The organism is Azospirillum sp. NS33 (assembly GCF_059703765.1).
The window spans coordinates 1-18378 of record NZ_BAAKJB010000063.1 but is presented as its reverse complement, the minus strand read 5'-3'; the positions used below and the strand labels follow the sequence as shown (position 1 = coordinate 18378).

The 18378-nt window shown below is 71.9% G+C and carries 10 protein-coding genes; 5 read left to right on the top strand and 5 right to left on the bottom strand.

What is annotated here, in order from left to right:
- Positions 1-297: 297 nt before the first annotated feature.
- Positions 298-1962, top strand: a complete 1665-nt coding sequence (locus AC6H2I_RS30100) for a GmrSD restriction endonuclease domain-containing protein (RefSeq protein WP_497504481.1) — start codon at positions 298-300, stop codon at positions 1960-1962.
- Positions 1963-3171: a type II toxin-antitoxin system HipA family toxin gene (locus tag AC6H2I_RS30095; protein ID WP_497504480.1), complete on the top strand. Its 1209-nt coding sequence runs from the start codon at positions 1963-1965 to the stop codon at positions 3169-3171.
- Between the two features lie 57 nt (positions 3172-3228).
- Here the strand turns inward: AC6H2I_RS30095 and AC6H2I_RS30090 are convergent, their stop codons facing one another.
- From AC6H2I_RS30090 to AC6H2I_RS30070, 5 genes are all read right to left on the bottom strand, one after another.
- Positions 3229-4890, bottom strand: a complete 1662-nt coding sequence (locus AC6H2I_RS30090; RefSeq protein WP_497504479.1) for a tetratricopeptide repeat protein — start codon at positions 4888-4890, stop codon at positions 3229-3231.
- On the bottom strand, positions 4887-6836 hold the full coding sequence (locus AC6H2I_RS30085) for a tetratricopeptide repeat protein (protein WP_497504478.1): 1950 nt from the start codon (positions 6834-6836) through the stop codon (positions 4887-4889). The genes AC6H2I_RS30090 and AC6H2I_RS30085 overlap by 4 nt, the downstream gene beginning before the upstream one ends.
- A 115-nt stretch (positions 6837-6951) precedes the next feature.
- The gene (locus tag AC6H2I_RS30080; RefSeq protein WP_497504477.1) at positions 6952-8772 is read right to left on the bottom strand and encodes a tetratricopeptide repeat protein; all 1821 of its coding nucleotides are present in this window, start codon (positions 8770-8772) and stop codon (positions 6952-6954) included.
- Positions 8769-11573: a glycosyltransferase gene (locus AC6H2I_RS30075; protein WP_497504476.1), complete on the bottom strand. Its 2805-nt coding sequence runs from the start codon at positions 11571-11573 to the stop codon at positions 8769-8771. Before AC6H2I_RS30075 ends, AC6H2I_RS30080 begins: the two co-directional genes overlap by 4 nt.
- The gene (locus AC6H2I_RS30070) at positions 11570-12736 is read right to left on the bottom strand and encodes a glycosyltransferase family 4 protein (protein ID WP_497504475.1); all 1167 of its coding nucleotides are present in this window, start codon (positions 12734-12736) and stop codon (positions 11570-11572) included. The genes AC6H2I_RS30075 and AC6H2I_RS30070 overlap by 4 nt, the downstream gene beginning before the upstream one ends.
- Positions 12737-12856: 120 nt before the next feature.
- Here AC6H2I_RS30070 and AC6H2I_RS30065 point away from each other — a divergent pair, with 120 nt between their 5' ends.
- The 3 genes from AC6H2I_RS30065 (at position 12857) to AC6H2I_RS30055 (ending at position 17884) form a co-directional block, all read left to right on the top strand.
- On the top strand, positions 12857-16693 hold the full coding sequence (locus AC6H2I_RS30065; protein ID WP_497504474.1) for a glycosyltransferase: 3837 nt from the start codon (positions 12857-12859) through the stop codon (positions 16691-16693).
- Positions 16694-17234: 541 nt separating this feature from the next.
- Positions 17235-17534, top strand: coding sequence for a toxin-antitoxin system TumE family protein (locus tag AC6H2I_RS30060; protein ID WP_497504473.1), 300 nt, complete (start codon positions 17235-17237; stop codon positions 17532-17534).
- Positions 17531-17884 (top strand): HVO_A0114 family putative DNA-binding protein, encoded by a 354-nt coding sequence (locus AC6H2I_RS30055; RefSeq protein WP_497504472.1) that lies wholly within the window; start codon positions 17531-17533, stop codon positions 17882-17884. Before AC6H2I_RS30060 ends, AC6H2I_RS30055 begins: the two co-directional genes overlap by 4 nt.
- Positions 17885-18378: the final 494 nt, after the last annotated feature.

The window sequence follows — 18378 nt, the reverse complement described above, 5'->3', positions numbered from 1 at the left end:
CCATCCTGCTCGAGCAAAACGATGAATGGGCCGTCCAGCGCGCCCGCTACATGACCCTGGAAACCATCGCTCCACTGGGCGATGATCCCGCCATCATGCTGCCCGCCGTGGACGTATGAGCAACCCGGCCAGATCAGCCAGAGACCTCGCCGACAAAGCGCGAGCTACACCACTCCTCGGGACACGACCCAATCAGCGCCGCCGATCCGGCCGGACAACCCGCTGCCGTCGCGCAAGTCACACCACTTCTCGGGACACGACCGCCTTCGAAAGGCTCGGGGCGGTCCAGGGGCCAGGTTGGAGATCAAGGTCTGCATGGTTGATATCCGTGACCGCACAGTCGGAGATGCAAACGAGTCCCTTGATCGCCGTCCCGTGGCAATGGCGTTCAAGGTGGAAGACCTGCTGGAGGAATTGCGGCGGGGCAGGATGCGCATTCCCTCTTTCCAGCGCGGCATCCGGTGGGACCGGAGTGACGCCACCAAGTTGCTTGATAGCCTGTGGCGGGGCTATCCCATCGGCACGCTGCTGTTCTGGGAAACCAGTGCCGAGGCGGGCGAAGTGACTTTCGGGACGGTTCACGTCGGAGGTGGGGCACGCAGTGACGCCCTGTGGGTTGTGGACGGACAGCAGCGGTTGATGTCTCTGGCGCGGGTGCTGCTGGCCCCGGAGCCGGACGAAGACGATTTCGCTTTGTATTTTGATTTGGATGAAGCGCGTTTTGTCGCTCCTCCCAGAAACCGCGACGCGGATCCGTCCCGCTACCTGCCCATGACCGAAGTCCTGGATTCAGAACGGCTGATGCAATGGGTGTTCCAGCATACGATCGATCGGCCTGAGCGGCGGGAGCGGGCGTTCACCATGGGAAAGCGCATTCGCGAATACGAAGTTCCGGCCTATCTGGTGCGCACCGAGCGGGAGCAGACTCTTCGGGACATTTTCGGTCGAACGAATTCCAGTGGCCACCCGCTCGACGCATCACAAGTGTTTGACGCTCTGAACGGTGCACGCGGGCAAAGCCGGCCCGCTTCCCTGCCCCAGATCATTTCCGAATTGGCATCCATGGGGTTCGGCTCGGTCGAGGAAAAGTTGCTATATCGCCTACTACGGGTTCTGCAAGGCAGGGATGTAGTCGAGGGAAAAGGCGAAGGACCAATCCGCCTGGATGACAGCGGTGCGGATCGTGCTTACCTGGAGACGGCAGAAGCCGCCCGACGGGTCATACAGTTCCTGATGAAGGATGTGGGTATCCCACGCTACACATTGTTACCCTATAAACAGCCCTTTGTTTTGCTAGGGAAATTTTTCCATTTATACCCCGATGCTGGAGCACGTTCCCGGCAATTGCTTGAGCGCTGGGTGTGGCGAGGCGCGTTGAGCGGAACCCACCGCGGCGACACCGTGTCCACCAGGGCTACCTTGGATCGCATCGTCGAAGGGAGCGAAGAGGCCTCTGTGCAGAGGCTTCTAGAACTGGTCGCCAGCCGTCCACGGTCTTTTCCAGACGTCAATGGAGCGTTCAACTTTCGCTTTGCGACCGGCAAGCTGTTGGCCCTGGCTCTCCTTGACTTGAAGCCACGTGACATCGACAGTGGCGCGCTCATCCGCATCAACCAGGACGGTGCCACAGAGGTGCAGGATTTTCCCATGCCCCTGATCGTTACGACGTCCAGCAAAGCAGACAGCACCCTGCGTTCCACTGCCAATCGGCTGATCCATCATCAACGTCCGCGACTCCGCCAGCGTCTGGCGGAAGTGCGGGACGCAGAAGTGCTGGCATCTCATGGTATCTCCGAAAGTGCCGCTCAGGCTCTAAAGGATGGAGATGTCAAAGGATTCCTGATGGAAAGGGCCGGCTTCCTGCAGCACCATTGCGCAAGTTTTTTTGACCGGCATGCGCGTTGGGAAGAGAATGACCGCCCCTCTCTAGCGGCGCTTCTGGCTGATGACGAGGATGTGTAAATGGCCGAAGCTCTCAGCGTTCTGCTAGGCGATCTGCCTGTCGGCCGACTCACTCTCAACGCCAACGATGGCAGCGATTTTCGTCTCCTTGATTCTTACAGGAAGGCCTATCCAAGACCGGTTCTGGGGCAGATCTTCTTGGATGATCTCGACCATGTCTGGAGCACCCGAGCCCGGGTCGCCCCCTGGTTTTCCAACCTGCTGCCAGAAGGTCTTTTGCTTAAGCTGATTGCAGAACAGGCGGGCGTGCCCGACATACGGGAATTTTTCCTTTTGCGTCGTCTTGGTGAAGATCTGCCAGGAGGGGTGCGCATTGTTCCAGAGAATGAAGACGGCGGTCCAATTGATGACTTGCTGGATTTGACGGCGGCCAAGGGAGACGACGCCATCGACACATGGCATTTTTCTCTGGCGGGGGTGCAATTGAAGTTCTCCGCCCGCCGCTCAGGCCGCGGCTTGACGATTCCGGCCTCAGGTCGAGGCGGTGATTGGATTGTCAAATTGCCCGACACCCGCTACCGCGATGTCCCGAGAACCGAGCACGCAACCATGCTTTGGGCTGCGGCCAGCGGCATCGCCATTCCCGAAATGGAACTCGTTTCTATCGCCGACATAACAGGTTTGCCGACACCATTGGTCGACTTCACCGATCCCATGGCCCTGGCGATCCGCCGGTTCGACCGCCCCACACCCGGTGAACGCGTCCATATGGAAGATTTTGCCCAGATTCTTAATTTATATCCTCAAGAAAAGTACAGTAAATATAATTATTTCACGCTCGCAAAGTTGATAAAAATCTTGGGATCTGAACAAGATATATCTGAATATGTTCGCCGGCTGATTTTCATGGTCGCATCGGGAAATGGAGATATGCACCATAAGAATTGGAGCTTGATTTACCCGGACGGGATCAATGCGGCTCTTTCTCCGGCTTATGACCTCGTCTCCACAATTCAATATCAATCGGATGATAAGCTGGCATTGAATCTGGGGTCCTCCAAAGACTGGGAGGATGTCACTAAAGAAACATTTCGACGCATGGCTCACAAAGCAAGCATCGATGACAAGCAGATGGATTATTTTGTGGATCAGTCTACAATGGCAATTATGGACGCTTGGCACGCCGGCAAAGCAAATTTTGGTTACGATGCACAAGGTCGTGAAAATATCGAGCGCCACATGGCTAGAGTTCCACTTTTGACGAATTAGCAAGATACGACGCCACGATTTACATACCGCTCTTTTCCGGAATCGGCTTGGCACCCGCTACGCCACCCAGGGCTGGAAGGGGCGGATGCGGCGGGCGGCGACGTCCGGCTCGACGAACAGCCGGGCGCGGCGGTTGAGGCGCGCCGCCAGGGCGCCGAAGCCGCTGGCGGCGCTGACGCCGACCACGTCGGCTTGGCTCAGCACGTGGAAGTCCTGGAGGTATTCCAGCCCCGGCCAGTCCGGCGCGACGTCGGCCCGGGCCACCGGGTGGAACGCGGCGAAGGCGGCGCGCACCGCCGGCAGGTCGTCGCTGGCCAGGTAGAGCACCGGGCGGTCGAGGCCGGGCCACAGGGCGCGCAGCCACTCCACATACCAACCCGTGTCAGTGACGGGGTAGCCGGCCCGCACGAAGTCGCCGCGCCGGATGTGCAGCGCCACCACCGTGGCCCCGGCGGCGCGCAGCCGGGCGACGGCGGGGTCGAGGAATGGCGCCCACAGCGGCCGCGGCCGCAGCCACGCCTGCACCCGGCGGCGGTGCTCCTCCCGGTGCTCGAACAGGAACAGGGGCGAGAGGATGTCGCGGTCGGCCGGCGGCTCGGCCGAGGCCGCGCCCGCCACGTGGTCGTTGAGCCGGCGGCGCGCGAACAGCAGCGGCGGCAGCGGCCGGCTCTGGGGCGGGTCGTCCAGCTCGAAGAAGGCGCCGCCGACCCAGTCCGGCGTCTCCAGGACGAAGCCGTAGCGCTCGGCGTAGAGCCGGACCAGGATGTACTCCATCACGGTGTGGGCGAATCGCCCCTTGCTGGCCAGCGTCGACGAGGTGAGGCGGGGCCGGGCGCCCACCGCCGCGGCCGGACGGGACGGACGGTCCAGCCGCACGCCGCGCTCCGCCGCCGCGGCGCGCAGGGCGGCCAGGGACTTGACGGTGAAGAACCAGCCGTTGTCGCCCTGCACCGCGGCCAGCCGCTCGACCGCCGTGTGGGGCGCGTCCTCGTGCAGGTCGAAGGCGGCCAGTGCGGTCAGGCATTCGCCGGCGTGGCGCACCCCCGCCAGCGGCGTGGCGGCGAGGCGGGTGAAAAGGTCCCGCCCCACGACCACCCGGCCGCACCGCACCAGCACGCCGGCCAGCTGCTCGATCGCCGAAGCGACGTCGGTTCCGGGACGCGGCAGGCTGTCCAGCAGCACCGCCTCGGCCTCGGCCAGCCGGCCCAGGGACGCCAGCACGTCGGCGACGCGGGTGCGGGCCAGGCCGAGGCCGAGACGTTCGGCCCGGCCGTAGGCGCGCAGCGCCGCCGGATCGTCGTCGCCGCAGCAGGCGTTGGCCAGGTTGTACCAGCATTCCGGGGTGGCCGGGCCGAGCGCCAGGGCGCGGCGCAGGGCCGCCCGGGCCGCGTCCGGCCGGCCGCGGTCGAGCAGCGCGTTGCCCAACGACATGTGCCCGGCCAGAAGGTCGCCGCGCAGGGCGACGGCGCGGCGCAAACCCGTGACGGCCTCGTCGAGGCGGCCGGCGCGGCGCAGCGCCAGGCCCAGGTCGTGGTGGATCGCCGCCTCCCCCGGGGCGATCCGGGCGGCCCTGGACAGCGCCGTGACGGCCGGGGCAACGCCGGCCTCGCCCCGTCCCAGCAGGGCGATGGCGAGGTCGTGCCACGCCGCGGCCTTGGCGGGATCGTCGGCCAGCGCCCGGCGGTGGGTGGCGGCCGCGTCCGCGGCGGGGGTCGTCATGGGCGGTCCGCGCCGACCAGCCCGGCCAGCGCCTCGGCGACCCGCGCGACCACCGGCGCCCAGTCCCCCGGCTCGGCCTGGCGGAACAGGCGCATGGTCGGGTACCAGGGCGTGTCGTCGCGGTCGCGCAGCCAGCGCCAGCAGCCATCGGCACGCGACAGCACCCAGACCGGCTTGCCCAGCGCGCCGGCCAGATGGGCCACCGAGGTGTCGACCGTGATCACCAGGTCGAGCCGCAGGATCAGGGCGGCGGTGTCGGCGAAGTCGCCGACGGCCCCCATCGGGTCGTGGATGTCCAGCCCCGCCGGCGGGTCGGCGAGCTGCGCCGCCGGCGCGCCCATCTGAAGGTTGATCAGGCGCAGACCCGCGACGCGGCCGAGCGGGGCGAGATCGGCCAGGGCCATGCTGCGCCGGCGGTCGGTCAGGTTGGCGCGCAGCAGACCGGGCCGGGGGTCGCCCGACCACACCAGCCCGACCCGCAGCCCGGCCCCCGGCAGGGGGTGGGCGAGCCAGCGGGCGATGGCATCGGCCGGCGGGAAGAGGTAGGGCATGGCGGCGGGCACGGTGTCCAGGTCGGTGCCGAACACCCGGGGCAGGCTCAGCAGGGCGCACTGGCGGTCGGGGACCGGGAACGCCTCGTTCAGGGCATGGACCGCGGCCACCCCGCGCATGCCGGCGACCAGCCGCTTCAGGGCGGGCTGCACGACCAGCACCACGCGGCCGCCGCGATCGGCCACCAGCGGCGCGTAGCGGACGAAGTGCAGGGTGTCGCCGTGCCCCTGCTCGGCGTGCAGGAGAATGGTCGCGCCGTTCAGAGGTTCACCGTGCCACGGCCGACCGTGGGCGGCCGGCTTGGGAATCTGCCCGGTCTCCCAGCGCGCCTCGTAGTGCTCCCATCCCTCCTTCAGGCGGCCCGCCTTCAGCAGGACCAGCGACAGGTTGAAACGGGCGTCCGCATGCCCCGGCTGCGCCGCCAGGGTCCGCCCCAGCATCTCCTCGGCGACGGTCAGGTCGCCGCGGTCGAGATGGACGATGCCGAGGTTGTTGAGCGCCGACACGTGGCCGGGGTTGAGGCGCAACGCCCACCGGCACAAGGCTTCGGCGCTGGCGAAGTCGGCGCCGCGGCGCGCCCCGGAGCGCGTGATGTAGCCCAGATTGGCGTAGGGATCGGGATGGTCCGGCTTCAGGGCGATGGAGCGGCGGCAGAACGCCGCCGCCGCCGGCCCGTCGTTCATCTCCCACAGCGCGCTGGCGAGGTTGTTCCAGGCGCCGGGATGGTCGGGCGCCACGCGGACCGCCCGGCGGTAGCCGGACGCCGCCGCCGGGTAGTCCTTGGTCCGCGAGGCGATGGCGCCGAGGTTGACATAGGCCTGCGCCATCGCGGGATCGAGCGCCAGGGCGGCGCGATAGGCCGGCCGTGCCCGGTCCAGCCGGCCGGCGCCGAGGCGGGCGTCGGCCACCGCCGCGAGGTCGCCGGCGCCGGCCGGCCGCAGGCGGCAGAACCGCTCCAGCAGCGACGCCGCCTCACCCCCGCCGGCGGGATGCTTGAGAAGGTTGGCCAGCCCGTCGGCGTAGCCGGGATCGAGCACCACCGCCCGCCGGTACTCGGCGCGGGCCTCGTCCCGCCGCCCCAGCGCCCGCAGCGCCTCGCCCAGGCTGTTGCGGTAGATCGCCTGCGCGGCCGCGTGCGCCGTCGCCCGGCGCAGCCAGCGCAGGGCGACGGTCGCCGCGCCGGCCTGCAGCGCCACCAGGCCGTGGAGGTGGAGCACGTCGGCATGGCCCGGCTCCAGCGCCAGCAGGCGGCGGTACAGGGCGTCGACCGACGGGTCGCCGGCGCGGTGGCGGACGACCGCCGTGGCGAGCAGCGCCGCGGTGTCGACGCCGGAGGTGGCGGTGGTGGCGGTGGCGGCGGGACCGGCGGCGGGGCGGCGTGCCGTGTCGATCATGGCGTGTCCTCGTTTTGCATCGCCGCTCCGGCCGACGGCATGACCGCCCACCCTAGGCGCCGCCGCGGTCGCGGCAAGACCCCCGGTGGCCGCATCCGGAGCGCCAGCGGCCGGTTCACGGCCGTGCCCCGGCACCGGCACCGGCACCGGCACCGGCGAGGGCGGCGAGGGCGCCGCGCACCCGGCCCACCACCGCCGTCCAGTCGCCGGGGCGGTCCTGGCGGAACAGGCGCATGGTCGGGTACCACGGGGTGCACACCCCGTGCTCCAGCCAGCGCCAGTCCGGTGCGAAGGGCAACACCGTCCACACCCGGCGGGCCAGGGCCCCGGCGAGGTGGGCCGGGGCGGTGCAGGAGCTGATCACCAGGTCCAGGTTCTCCATGATCGCCGCGGTGTCGGCGAAGTCGCCGATCTCCGCCCCCAGATCGACGAAGCCGGGCGGCAGCGCCGCGGCCGTCGCCAGGTCCCGCCGCCCCGCGCCCTTCTGCAGGCCGAACACGGTCACCCCCGGCACCTCGAGCAGCGGCCGGAACGCGGCGAGGCCGGGTGAGCGCAGGTGGTCCGCCTTGAACTCCGGGTTGCCGGCCCACACCAGCCCGACCCGCAGGCCGCCCGGCCCAGCCGCCCGGGCCACCTCCATCCGCCGGGCCCAGGCGGCGGCCAGGGCCGGCTCGGTCCGCAGGTACGGCACGGCGGCGGGGATGGTGTAGAGGGTGGAGCCCAGCCGGTGGGGCAGGCTGGCCAGCGCCACGTGGGCGTCGTGGGGCGGCGGGGTGGCGAAGCGCGCGACCACGCCGTCGATCCCCGGCATGGCGGACAGCAGGCGGACGAGCTGGGTGTTGCACTCCACCACCACCCGCGCGCCGCGCTCGCGCAGCAGGGCGGCGTAGCGGACGAACATCAGGGTGTCGCCCACCCCTTGCTCGTCGTGGACCAGCAGGGTGCGCCCGCGCGGCTCGCCGCCGTCCCAGTCCGGTGTCGCGAAGCGGCGCCGGGGCGACGGAAAATCGGCCATCCGGGTGCGCCACTCGTACGCGGCGAAGCCCTCCTCCAGGTGGCCCTGGAGCAGCAGCCCGTGGCCCAGCGCCGCGTGGGCCTCCGCCAGGGCGGGATCGAGGCGGATGGCGGTGCGCGCGCCGGCCACCGAGGCCGCCACCCGCATCTCGTCGCGGGCCACCAGGGCGAGGTTGAGGTGGGTCCCCGCCGCGTCCGGCTGGAGGGCGATCGACTGGCGGAAGCACGCCGCCGCCGGGCCGTAGCGGCCGAGGTCCTGGAGGACGATGCCCAGGTTGTTGAGCACCCCGGCGTCGTCGGGGGCGAAGCCGAGCGCGCTGCGATGGGCGGCCATCGCCTCCTCGAGCCGGCCGAGCCGGCGCAGCGCCACCCCGAGATTGGTGTAGGCGCCCACGGACACCGGCGCCCGGCCGAGCAGCACCAGCGACGCCTCCACCGCCTCCTCCGCCCGCCCGGCGAGGATCAGGGCGCGCGCCAGCTGGAGACGCTGCTCGGTCAGCTGCGGCCGCAACACCAGCAACCGGCGCAACGCGTCGGCCGCATCGCCGCGCCGGCCGAGGTCGTCCAGCGCGTTGGCCAGGTTGTTCAGGGCGTCGGCGTAGGCCGGGTCCAACGCCAGCGCCCGCCGGCAGCTGGCCACCGCATCGCCCGGCCGGCGCAGGCGCCGCAGGGCGCCGGCGCGGTTGGAGGCGTAGACGGGGTTGCCGGGGTCGAGGCGGAGCGCCTGTGCGATCCGGGCGTCGGCCGCCGCCGCGTCTCCGGCCTGCAGGGCGAGCACCCCCAGCAGGTGGTGGGCGTCGGCGTGGTCGGCCCGCCCGGCCAGCACCTGGTGGTAGGCGGCCGCGGCCTCGGCGGCGCGTCCGGCGCCGTGGTGGGCGAGGCCGGCGGCCAGCAGCGCCGCCGTGTCGGGCCGGCCGGTCACGCCAGCACCGGGGCCGACCAGGGGTCGTACGGCGTCAGGCATTGGCCGGCACGGTCCGGCCGCATGACGATCCGGGCGGAGCGGTTGAGCATCGTCGCGACGAACGAGAAGCTGCTGTTGGACACGGCGACGAGATCGGCCTGGCACAACGCGTGGAAGTCGGCGAAGAACTCCGCCCCCGCCAGCGGCGGGGCGAGGTCGTGCCCGCGCAGGGGGCGGTAGGCGGCGAAGGCCCCGAGGGTGGCCGGGTCGTCGGTGGCGACCACCAGCGCCGGCCGCTCGAGGCCCGGCCACACCGCCTCCAGCCACCGCAGGTACCAGGATTCCGGTGCCGTCCAGAACCGGCCCCAGCCGAAGTCGCCGCGGCGGATGTGCAGCGCCACCACCGTGCTCCCGGCGGCGCGCAGCCGTCCGGCGATGCTCTCGGCGTGGGGGCGAAGATGGCGGCCCGGCGCGAACAGGGCGCGGAACTCCTCGCGGTATGGGGCGAGGAAGCCGGTGTGGCCGCAGAAATAGGCGGTGACGTCGTGGTCGGCCGGCACCCGCACCCCGGTGCCGCGCAACGCCGCCACGACCGTCTCCTCCACCACCGCCTCGGCCAGGCGCGGCAGGGCCGGACCGGGCAGCGCGTCGTCGAGATCGTAGAGATGCCGGCCGATCCAGGGCGGAACCTCCAGGGTCAGGCCATGGCGGGCGGCGTAGAGGCGCAGCACCCCGTATTGCAGGAGCTGGTTGCCGAACCGGCCGTGACGCCCCAGGGCGCTGGACGCGAGGCGACGGCCGGGCGCGCCGCGCGGCGCCGCCTCCGGCGGCGGTCCCCAGCGGCGGGTGAGCCGGTTCACCGCCCGCCCCGTGAAGCCCTCGGCCCGGCCGGGATTGCAGACGATCGCGCGCTCCCACGAGGCCAGCGCCGGGCCGGACCGGCCGGCCGCCTCCAGCGCCGCGGCGAGCGCGGCGTGGCCGTCGCAGGCGTCGGGGGCGGTCGCCACCGAGCGGCGGGCGAGCCCCGCCGCAACGCCCGCCGCGCCACGCTCCGTCTCCGCGTCGGCCCGTTCCGCGTCGATGTCGGGGCGGGCCGGTTGCAGCCGGCCGCCGCGCACCAGGAGCGGCAGCGCCTGCTCCGGACAGCCGAGCCGGCGCGTGCTGCGGGCCAGCAGCAGCAGGGTGTCGGCGTGGTCGGGGCGCAGCGCCAGGGCCACCCGCAGCGTCGCGGCCGAGTCCCCATAGGCCTCCCGGTCGAACTGCATGGTGGCGAGGTTGAAGCGGGCGGCGGCGGCGGCGGGTGACAGGGCCGCCACCACCCGGAAGGCGCGCAGCGCCCGCGCCGTCTGGCCGGTCCGGTGCGCCGCCAGGCCCGCCTCGAACCACGCGGCGAGGTGGCCGGGGTCCAGGGCGGCGGCGCGGGCGAACAGGGCGAGCCCACGCGCCGTCTCGCCGCCGCGCACCGCGTCCTTGCCGCGCGCCAGCCAGTCGTCGGCGGCGCCGGCGGACGGCGCCGCTGCCGGTGGCCCAGGCGGTGGACCAGGCGGTGGCCCAGGAGGCGGCGCCCCGAGAAGCGGTGGCCCCGTCCAGCCGCCGGTGCCGGCCAACCGGGACCGCACGGCGTCCAGGGCGTGCAGGCGCCGCCGGATCAGGATCTCGATGGCCTGGAAGCGGGCGTCGGGGCGCGTGCGCGCGTCGTCGACCGGGCCGCCGGTCAACTCCGCGCGCTGGCGCGCCAGGGCGTTGTCCGCCCTCATGGAATAGTGGACCGTCTGCTGCGCCAGCCTGACGCCGCCGAACAGGCTGTGCAGCGCCCGGCCGTAGGCGACATCGTCCGCCACCGCCGGATGGAACGGCGCCTCCTCGGGAAAGCCGCCGGTCAGCGCGTGGCAGGCCCGGCGGACGCACAGATTGCACGGGTAGCTGGCCTCCGACGCGGCGCGCCACTCCGCCGTGACGTCGGCGTCGATGCCCTCGAAATGCATGGCCGTGCGCACGAACCCCGCGTTCGGCGTGCGGTCCAGCGCCGCCGCCGTGAGGTGCAGGTGCGGCTCGAAGAACCAGTCGTCGGCGTCGAGGAACCAGAGATAGCGCCCCAGCGCCGCGGCGGCGCCGGCGTTGCGGCAACGCCCCGCCCCCCGGTTGCGGGTGTTGGCGATCACCGCGACGCTGACGTCCGGATGCGCCCGCGCCCAGCGCAGCGCGCGGTCCACCGTGCCGTCGGACGAGGCGTCGTCGACGACGCAGACATGGACCTGCGCCGCCGGGTCGCCGGACGCGGCCCGGAGATGGCGGATGGCGGCGGCGACGCTGTCGAGCGCCCGCCCGATCGTGTCCTCCATGCGGAAGACGGGGATCACCACCGTGCCCACGACGTCGCTCTCGGCGGCGTGGCGGGCGAGCCCCTGCAACGCCACCCCCAGGCCATTGTCGCCGCCGCCCGCCGCGGCGTGCCAGCGCCGCGCCTCGTCGTCGCGTCCCTGGATCAGGCGGATGGTGCCCAGGGTGCGCGCGAACGCGCCGGCCGGGGTCACCACCGCGGCGAGCGGGTCCAGCACCGCCGCCGCCGCGTCGGCGCCGGCCGCCTCGAGGCGTTCGGCCGCGCGGTTGCGCGCCGCGGCCACCGCCGCGTCGACCTGCCGCGCCACCGCCGCGGCGTCGCCGTGCACCCGGCCGGCGCGGGTGAAGAGGCGCACGGCGCGCGGCCAGTCGGCGGCCTCATGGGCCGCGATCCCCAGCCGCTGAAGCGCCAGAGGGTCGGCCGGATCGGCCGCCAGCGCGTGTTCTTGCGACACCGGAACGATCGTCCGGCCGGTCATGCCGACACCGCGTCGACGAAGGACCGGGCGAAGCCGCGCCAGCTCCTTTCACCGCGCACGAAGGCACGGCCGCCGTCGCCGCAGGCCCGGGCGGCGGCGCGGTCGCCATGGAGGCGGTCCAGGGCGTCGACCACCTCGTCCACGTCGGACTCCCCCCAGCCGCGCCGGCGTGCGTCGGGGTCGGCGACCGGCGTCTGGCGGCGCAGCGGCACGCAGGCGCCGTCGCGGATCAGGTCGAGATGCCCGGTGTTGGCCGCCAGGATCGTCGGGACGCCGCAGGCCATCGCCTCCATCGCGACGAGGTTGGTGGCCCCCTCGCACCGGTTGGGGAAGAGGGCGGCGTGGCAGTCCGCCAGCACCGCGGCGAGCTGGTGGCGGGGCAGGAATCCCATGTCGACGAAGCCCTGCGGCGGCACCCCGTGGGCCAGTGCCCAGTCGACGATGCGCAGCTTGCCGTTGTCGCCCACCGCGGGCGCCGCGCGCACCAGCGGCGATTCGGCAACGCCGGCGGCGGTGTGCGGCCAGTGGTTGTGCCACGCCGTGACCAGCAGGGCGTCGGGATGGCGGTCGTGGAACCGGCGGAAGGCGGCCAGCACGATGTCCTGCCCCTTGCGGAACTCGAGCTTGCCGCCGGAGAACACGACGAAGCGGTCGCCGAAGCGCCGGGCCGGCGGCACCGGCGCCAGCTCGTCGGGGTCGACGCCCTGGAAGGCGCAGGCGACGTTGGTGATCCCCTGCTCCGCCAGCAGCGCCCGGTTGTAGCCGGAATGGACCACCAGGAGATCGTAGCGCCGCGCCCGCGCCAGGACGTCCGCGTCGAAGCGGGTGTCCTCGAAGGCGATGACGCCGACCTCGCGGTCACCGCGGAAGCGGGCCGACGTCGCTCCGGGAACGAACCCGTTGCCGAGCGCGTGCAGCACGGTGCAGCCCCGCAGATGAACCGCCTGACCGGCGCGCGCGGCGAGAGCGGCGACGTCGCGGTGGCCGTCCACCAGGCCGTGCAGCAGCGATCGCACCGCCGGCGGCAGGGTCTCCAGCAGGGGCTGCTCGAGGAGGAGCGGTGGCCGCCCTTCCTCAACCAGAAGGCGGGCCGTGTGCATGCCGACCAGGCCCCAGCCATGAATTGCCGAGATCTGCCAAGTCAACGCCAACGTCTGTTTCACGCACCGCCCTTCCGACACGCCCCGATCGCCGATCCGTTCCCGCCGGTTGCGGCGGATGATAGGGTGAGGGACCGGACAATCCCGCATGGACTGCGGACCGTCATTTAGCGCCGGACCCGCATGACCTTCAAGATCGCGTTCATCGACCCGGCCCCCATCGACTACACCCCGAACACGCCCCGCCACCGGCCGCTGGGCGGCTCGCAGTCGGCGCTGTGCTATCTGGCCGAGGAGCTGGCCGCCGCGGGGCTGTCGGTCACGCTGGTGAACGGCACCGGCGCGCCCGCCCTGGTCCGCGGCGTGCGGTGCCGCCCCGCCGCGGCGGTGCCGGTGGAGGACCTGCGCGGCGCCGACGCCGTCGTCGTGCTCAACGGCTGCGACGCGCGGCTGGCGACCCGGCTGCGCGACGCCCTGCGCGACGGGCAGCGCCTGATCCTGTGGACCCAGCACGCCGCCGACGAGCCGGCGGTGAAAGCGCTGGAGGACCCGGCGGTGCGCGCGTGCTGGGACGGCATCGCCTTCGTCAGCGACTGGCAGCGCGACGCCTATCTCGCCGCCTTCGCCCTCGACCCCGCCCGCTGCCGGGTGCTGCGCAACGCCGCCGCCCCGGCCTTCGCCGGTCTGTTTCCGGAGGGCACCGACATCGCCGCGGCGAAGGCCTGGCCGCCGGTGCTGGCCTACACCAGCGCACCGTTCCGCGGCCTCGACGTGCTTCTGGACAGCGTGCCGCTGATCCGCGCCGGGGCGCCCGCGGTCCGCGTCCGCGTGTATTCCGGCCTGGACGGCTACGGCGTCCCGCGCGAGCGCGACCCCTACGCCGATCTGTACCGGCGCTGCCGCGCCACCGAGGGGGTGGAGTTGGTGGGGCCGCTGGGGCAGGAGGCGCTGGCCGCCGCCCTGCGCGAGGCGAGCGTGCTGGCCTACCCCAACCGCTTCCCCGAGACCTCCTGCATCGCCGTCATGGAGGCGCTGGCCGCCGGATGCCTGGTCGTGTCGAGCCGGCTCGGCGCCCTGCCGGAGACCGCCGCGGGCCTGGCCCGGCTGATCGACGTGCCCGCCGACCCGGCGGAGCACGCCCGGCGCTTCGCCGACGCGGTCGGGGCGGAGCTGGGGGCGTTGCGGTCGGACCCGCGGGGCACCGACGCCCGCCTGCGCGCCCAGGTGGACGCCGCCCAGGCGCGCCCGGGTTGGGCGGCGCTGGCGGCGGAGTGGCGGTCGTGGCTGCAGGGCATGGGGCGGGCGCCCGCGGACCCTGCGGCGGGCGACATCGCCGCCAGCATCGCCGCCAGCATCGCCGAGGCGTTGCGCCAGCTGATGGCCGCGCTGGGCGCCCATCTGAACGCGGGCGCCCGGGCGGGAGCGGCGCGGACCGCCGACCCGGCTTGGCAGGCCGAGGCGCGGGCGATGATCGCCGTGGTGGACGGCATGCTCGGCCTCACCCACACCGACGAGGAGACGCGCACCGGCGTCTGGGCGGCGCTGCGCGGCTACGACGCCTGGCTCGCCTACACCGCGGCCGGTCTGGAGCCCGTCCCGGCGGCGGTGCCCGCCGTGGCGCGGCGCCGCCGCGTCTACGACTGCTTTCCCTTCTGCAACGAGTTGGACCTGCTCGACGTCCGCCTGGACGAGCTGGCGCCGGTGGTGGACCGCTTCGTGCTGGTGGAGGCCACCTTCACCCACGCCGGCACGCCCAAGCCGTTGCACTTCGCCGAGAACCGGGCGCGCTTCGCCGCCCACGCGGACCGGATCATCCATGTCGTGGTCGAGGATGATCCCGGCGGGTTCGCCTGGCGGCGCGAGGCGCACCAGCGCGACGCGATCCTGCGCGGCCTCACCGGCTGTGCCCCGGACGACCTGATCCTGGTGTCCGACGCCGACGAGATCGTGCGCGCCGAGACGGTCACGCGGCTGACCCGGGAACCCGGCGACGCCCTGGGCCTGTCCGCCCCCCGGCTCGACCAGTTCCTGTATTTCCTCGACCGCCGGGCGCCGGAGCCGTGGCTGGGCGCCGCCGCCGCGCCCTGGGCGCTGATCCGGCGCATCGGCGCCAACCGCGCCCGCTACCTGGCCAAGCAGGGGATCGGCCGCGCGGTGGCGGACGCCGGCTGGCATTTCACCTGGATGGGCGGCGTCGCCCGCTTCCGGGAGAAGATGGCGGCCTACGCCCACCGCGAGATGATCGCGGCCTTCGACCGCGACGCCGAGGCCAACCAGCACCGGCTGGAGCGCTTCTACGCCACCGGCACCCTGGAGGCGGGGGGCGTGCCGGGGGTGTGGACCGGGTTGGTCCCCTGTCCCGTCGGCGCGGGCCACCCGGCACGGGTGCGCGACAGGATCGATCGTTTCCGCGCGCTCGGGTGGCTCGCCCCGCCGCCGGTTGCCGACGCCGCCGCCTTGCTGGACGCCGCACGGGCGCACCAGGAGGCCGGCCGCGCCGAGCGCGCGGTGGCGGCCGGGCGCGCCGCCACCGCGCTGGACCCGGCGTCGATCGAGGCGTGGCACGCGCTGGCCGAGCTGGCGCTGGACCGCCCGGCCCTGGCCCAGGCGCTGGCGCCGCTCGGCCGCTGCGCCACGCTGGACGCCGAGGGCACCCATCATCTCTTCAAGCTGGCCCACGCGCTGCTCGTGCTGCGCCGCTTCGCCGAGGCGGAGGCGGCGCTGCGCGCCCTGATCCGCCGCGACCCCGGCGAGCATCGGTCCCACGCCAACCTGGCCGTCGCCCTGAAGAACCTGGACCGCCCGGAGGCGGCGGTCCTCGCCGGCCGCCGCGCCCTGGCGCTGGCGCCGGAGGAGCCGGGGATTCTCAGCAACATCGGGCTGGCGCTGTGCCAACGTCCCGGGCGGGAGGCCGAGGCCGTGCGGGTGCTGCGGCGTGCCGTGGCGGTGGCGCCGGACTTCGTCGACGCCCGACTCAACCTCGCCCTGGCGCAGCGGACCCGCCAGCGTTTCGAGGAGGCCGAGGAGCAGTGCCGCCATATCCTGGAGCGCGTGCCCGACCACGCCGAGGCGCACATGATGCAGGCGTCCTGCCTGCTGCTGCGCGGCGACCTCGCGGCGGGGTTTGCGGAGTACGAATGGCGCACCCGGCTGAGCGGCGCGCCGGTGGCGCCCCGGGGTCTGGACTCGCCGGCGTGGGACGGCGGCGACCCGGCCGGGCGCACCATCCTGGTCCACGACGAGCAGGGGTTGGGCGACGCCATCCAGTTCGTCCGCTACGCGCCGCTCCTGCGGCGCCGCGGCGCACGGGTGGTCGTCCACTGCGCGGACGCGCTGGTGCGTCTGTTCGCCACCCTGCCCGGCGTCGACGGCGTGGTGGGGCGCGCCGCCGCGCCGCCGCCCCACGACCTGCACACCGCCCTGCTCGGCCTGCCGCACCGTCTCGGCACCACCGCGGCGACGGTGCCCGCCGCCATCCCCTATCTGGCCGCGGAGCCGGCGCTGCTGGCGCGCTGGCGCGACCGTCTGGGACCGCCGCCGCCGGGCACCCGGCTGCGGGTCGGGCTGGTGTGGGCCGGCAACCCCGAGTTTCGCGACGACGCCCGGCGTTCCCCCGGGCTGGAGGCGCTGTTGCCCCTGCTGGAGGTGGAGGGGGTGGCGCCGGTGCTCCTTCAGACCGGCGCCGGGCGCCGCGACCTGGAGCGCTTGCGGGCACCGCTGCCGGCGGCCGTCCGCGACGTGGGCGCGGCGCTCGACGACCTCGCCGACACCGCCGCGGTGATGGAGGGGCTGGACCTGGTGATCAGCTCCTGCAGCGCGCCCGCCCATCTGGCCGGCGCGCTGGGCCGCCCGGTCTGGACGATCCTGCCCTCCGCCTGCGACTGGCGCTGGATGGCCGCGGGCAACGGCACCCCCTGGTACCCCACCATGCGCCTGTTCCGTCAGCCGCGCCCCGGCGATTGGGGCACGGTGGTCGCAACCGTGCGGGCGGCGCTGGAGGCGGAGGTGGGCGCGCGGTGACGCTGCCATGGTGGTGTGGCCCCTGCGACCACGGGTCCTGCAGGGCACATCATCTGCCTTAATGGGTCGTGGAGGCATCCGATGGCGCGGAACGTCCTGCTCAGTGGCGACGAGGCGGACGCACTGCGCACGCTGGGCCAGAGGGTGCGTCTGGCGCGGCTGCGCCGGAACCTGACGATGGACGTGGGCGCGCAGCGGGCGGGAACGACCCCGGACGTCGGTCGACGCGCTGGAAACCGGCCGGGACACGGTCGGCTTGGCGCGTCTCGTCCGCGTCATGACGATCCTCGGCTACCCGGAGCGCATCCCCCAAAGCCTGCTCAACACGCATCATGGCGTGTGGCGTCTCCAAGGGGATTTGCCGGGCAGACCAATTTTCCTTACTTCTCAGCACGTTACCGAGGAGGTCGGTGAGGTTTGGACCCCCGAGCTGTACCCCCGGATCGGGACCCCTGGCGAGCCCATACAGACCGGTACGGATATGTGTCGTGACGCCATATGTGGCTTGACACCATAATCGAGGCCCGCTACAGTGTGCGTCGTGTCGAAAGCCATACCCCTCCGCAACGTCAAGTTCGTGCTGCCGGACGGAGCCATTATCCAGGTCCGGGTGTGGCTGTTGCCGGAAGGGTTCTCGGTCCCGCCGTGCCTGCACCGGTACAAGTACAGCGTCTTCTATGGCCGGGACGGGGAGCGGGTGGTCGGGTACGACAACGAACGGGGTAAGGGCGATCACCGGCACCTCAACGGGGTCGAAACCCCCTACGATTTCACGACCATCGACCGTCTGTTTGAGGATTTCACCTGCGACGTGGAAACCATCCGGGGAGAACCGCTGTGACCGACCTCAAAATCACCGTTGGAAAGACGTGGCGGGAGCTTTCGGGGGAAATCCTTGATGCCATCCATGGGGCCGAACGGGGTGAGGCCGTCACGGCCGAAGCCTCGGTCAACTTCGCCGATTGGGACACCCTGACCCGGACCCTGACGGCCAAGCGGCTGGAACTCCTCCGTCACCTGCACCGCCATCCCGCGGCCAGCATCAACGCCCTGGCCAAGGCATTGGGTCGGGACTACCGCAACGTCCACGCCGATGTCGCGGGTTTGGTCTCGGCCGGCCTGATCGAACGGGATGGAGCCGGCGGGCTGCGGGCCGAATACGACTCAATCCAGACCCGGATTGCCCTGTAGGCCCAACCCGTATGTGCGGGTGGTGATCCAAGCCAGCGTGGCCGCCGGACCCGACTGGATTCCTGAAGCTGCAATGTTGCGGACTTCAACGCTCTGACGGGAGGAGATCGAGCGGCATCGTTTGATGGCTCCAGAATACACGGCCGCGTCTGTGCCAGATCTCTTTGTCATTCTCAACTGACACGGACGTGACCCCTGTTGCTCTACAGAGCGGATCTGTCAGCTTTATGCTGTAATCTATCAAGCAAGCAAGATCCTTCCGGAAAAATTTACGCCCGATTGTCACCTTGCCAGGTAGACTATGGGCGAACTGCCTATTCCGAACATCACGAATAGCAGCAATCAATCCGGACTTCCCGTGCTCTGTGCCCCGCCCTGTTCTTAGAGACCGTTTGAAAACGGTTGGCCTTGGCGTTGTGTTATGATTCAAGCTTCGTATGTGGACGGATGCGACGCGCGGCCGGATGGCCAAGATCGAGAAGAAGACGAAGCGG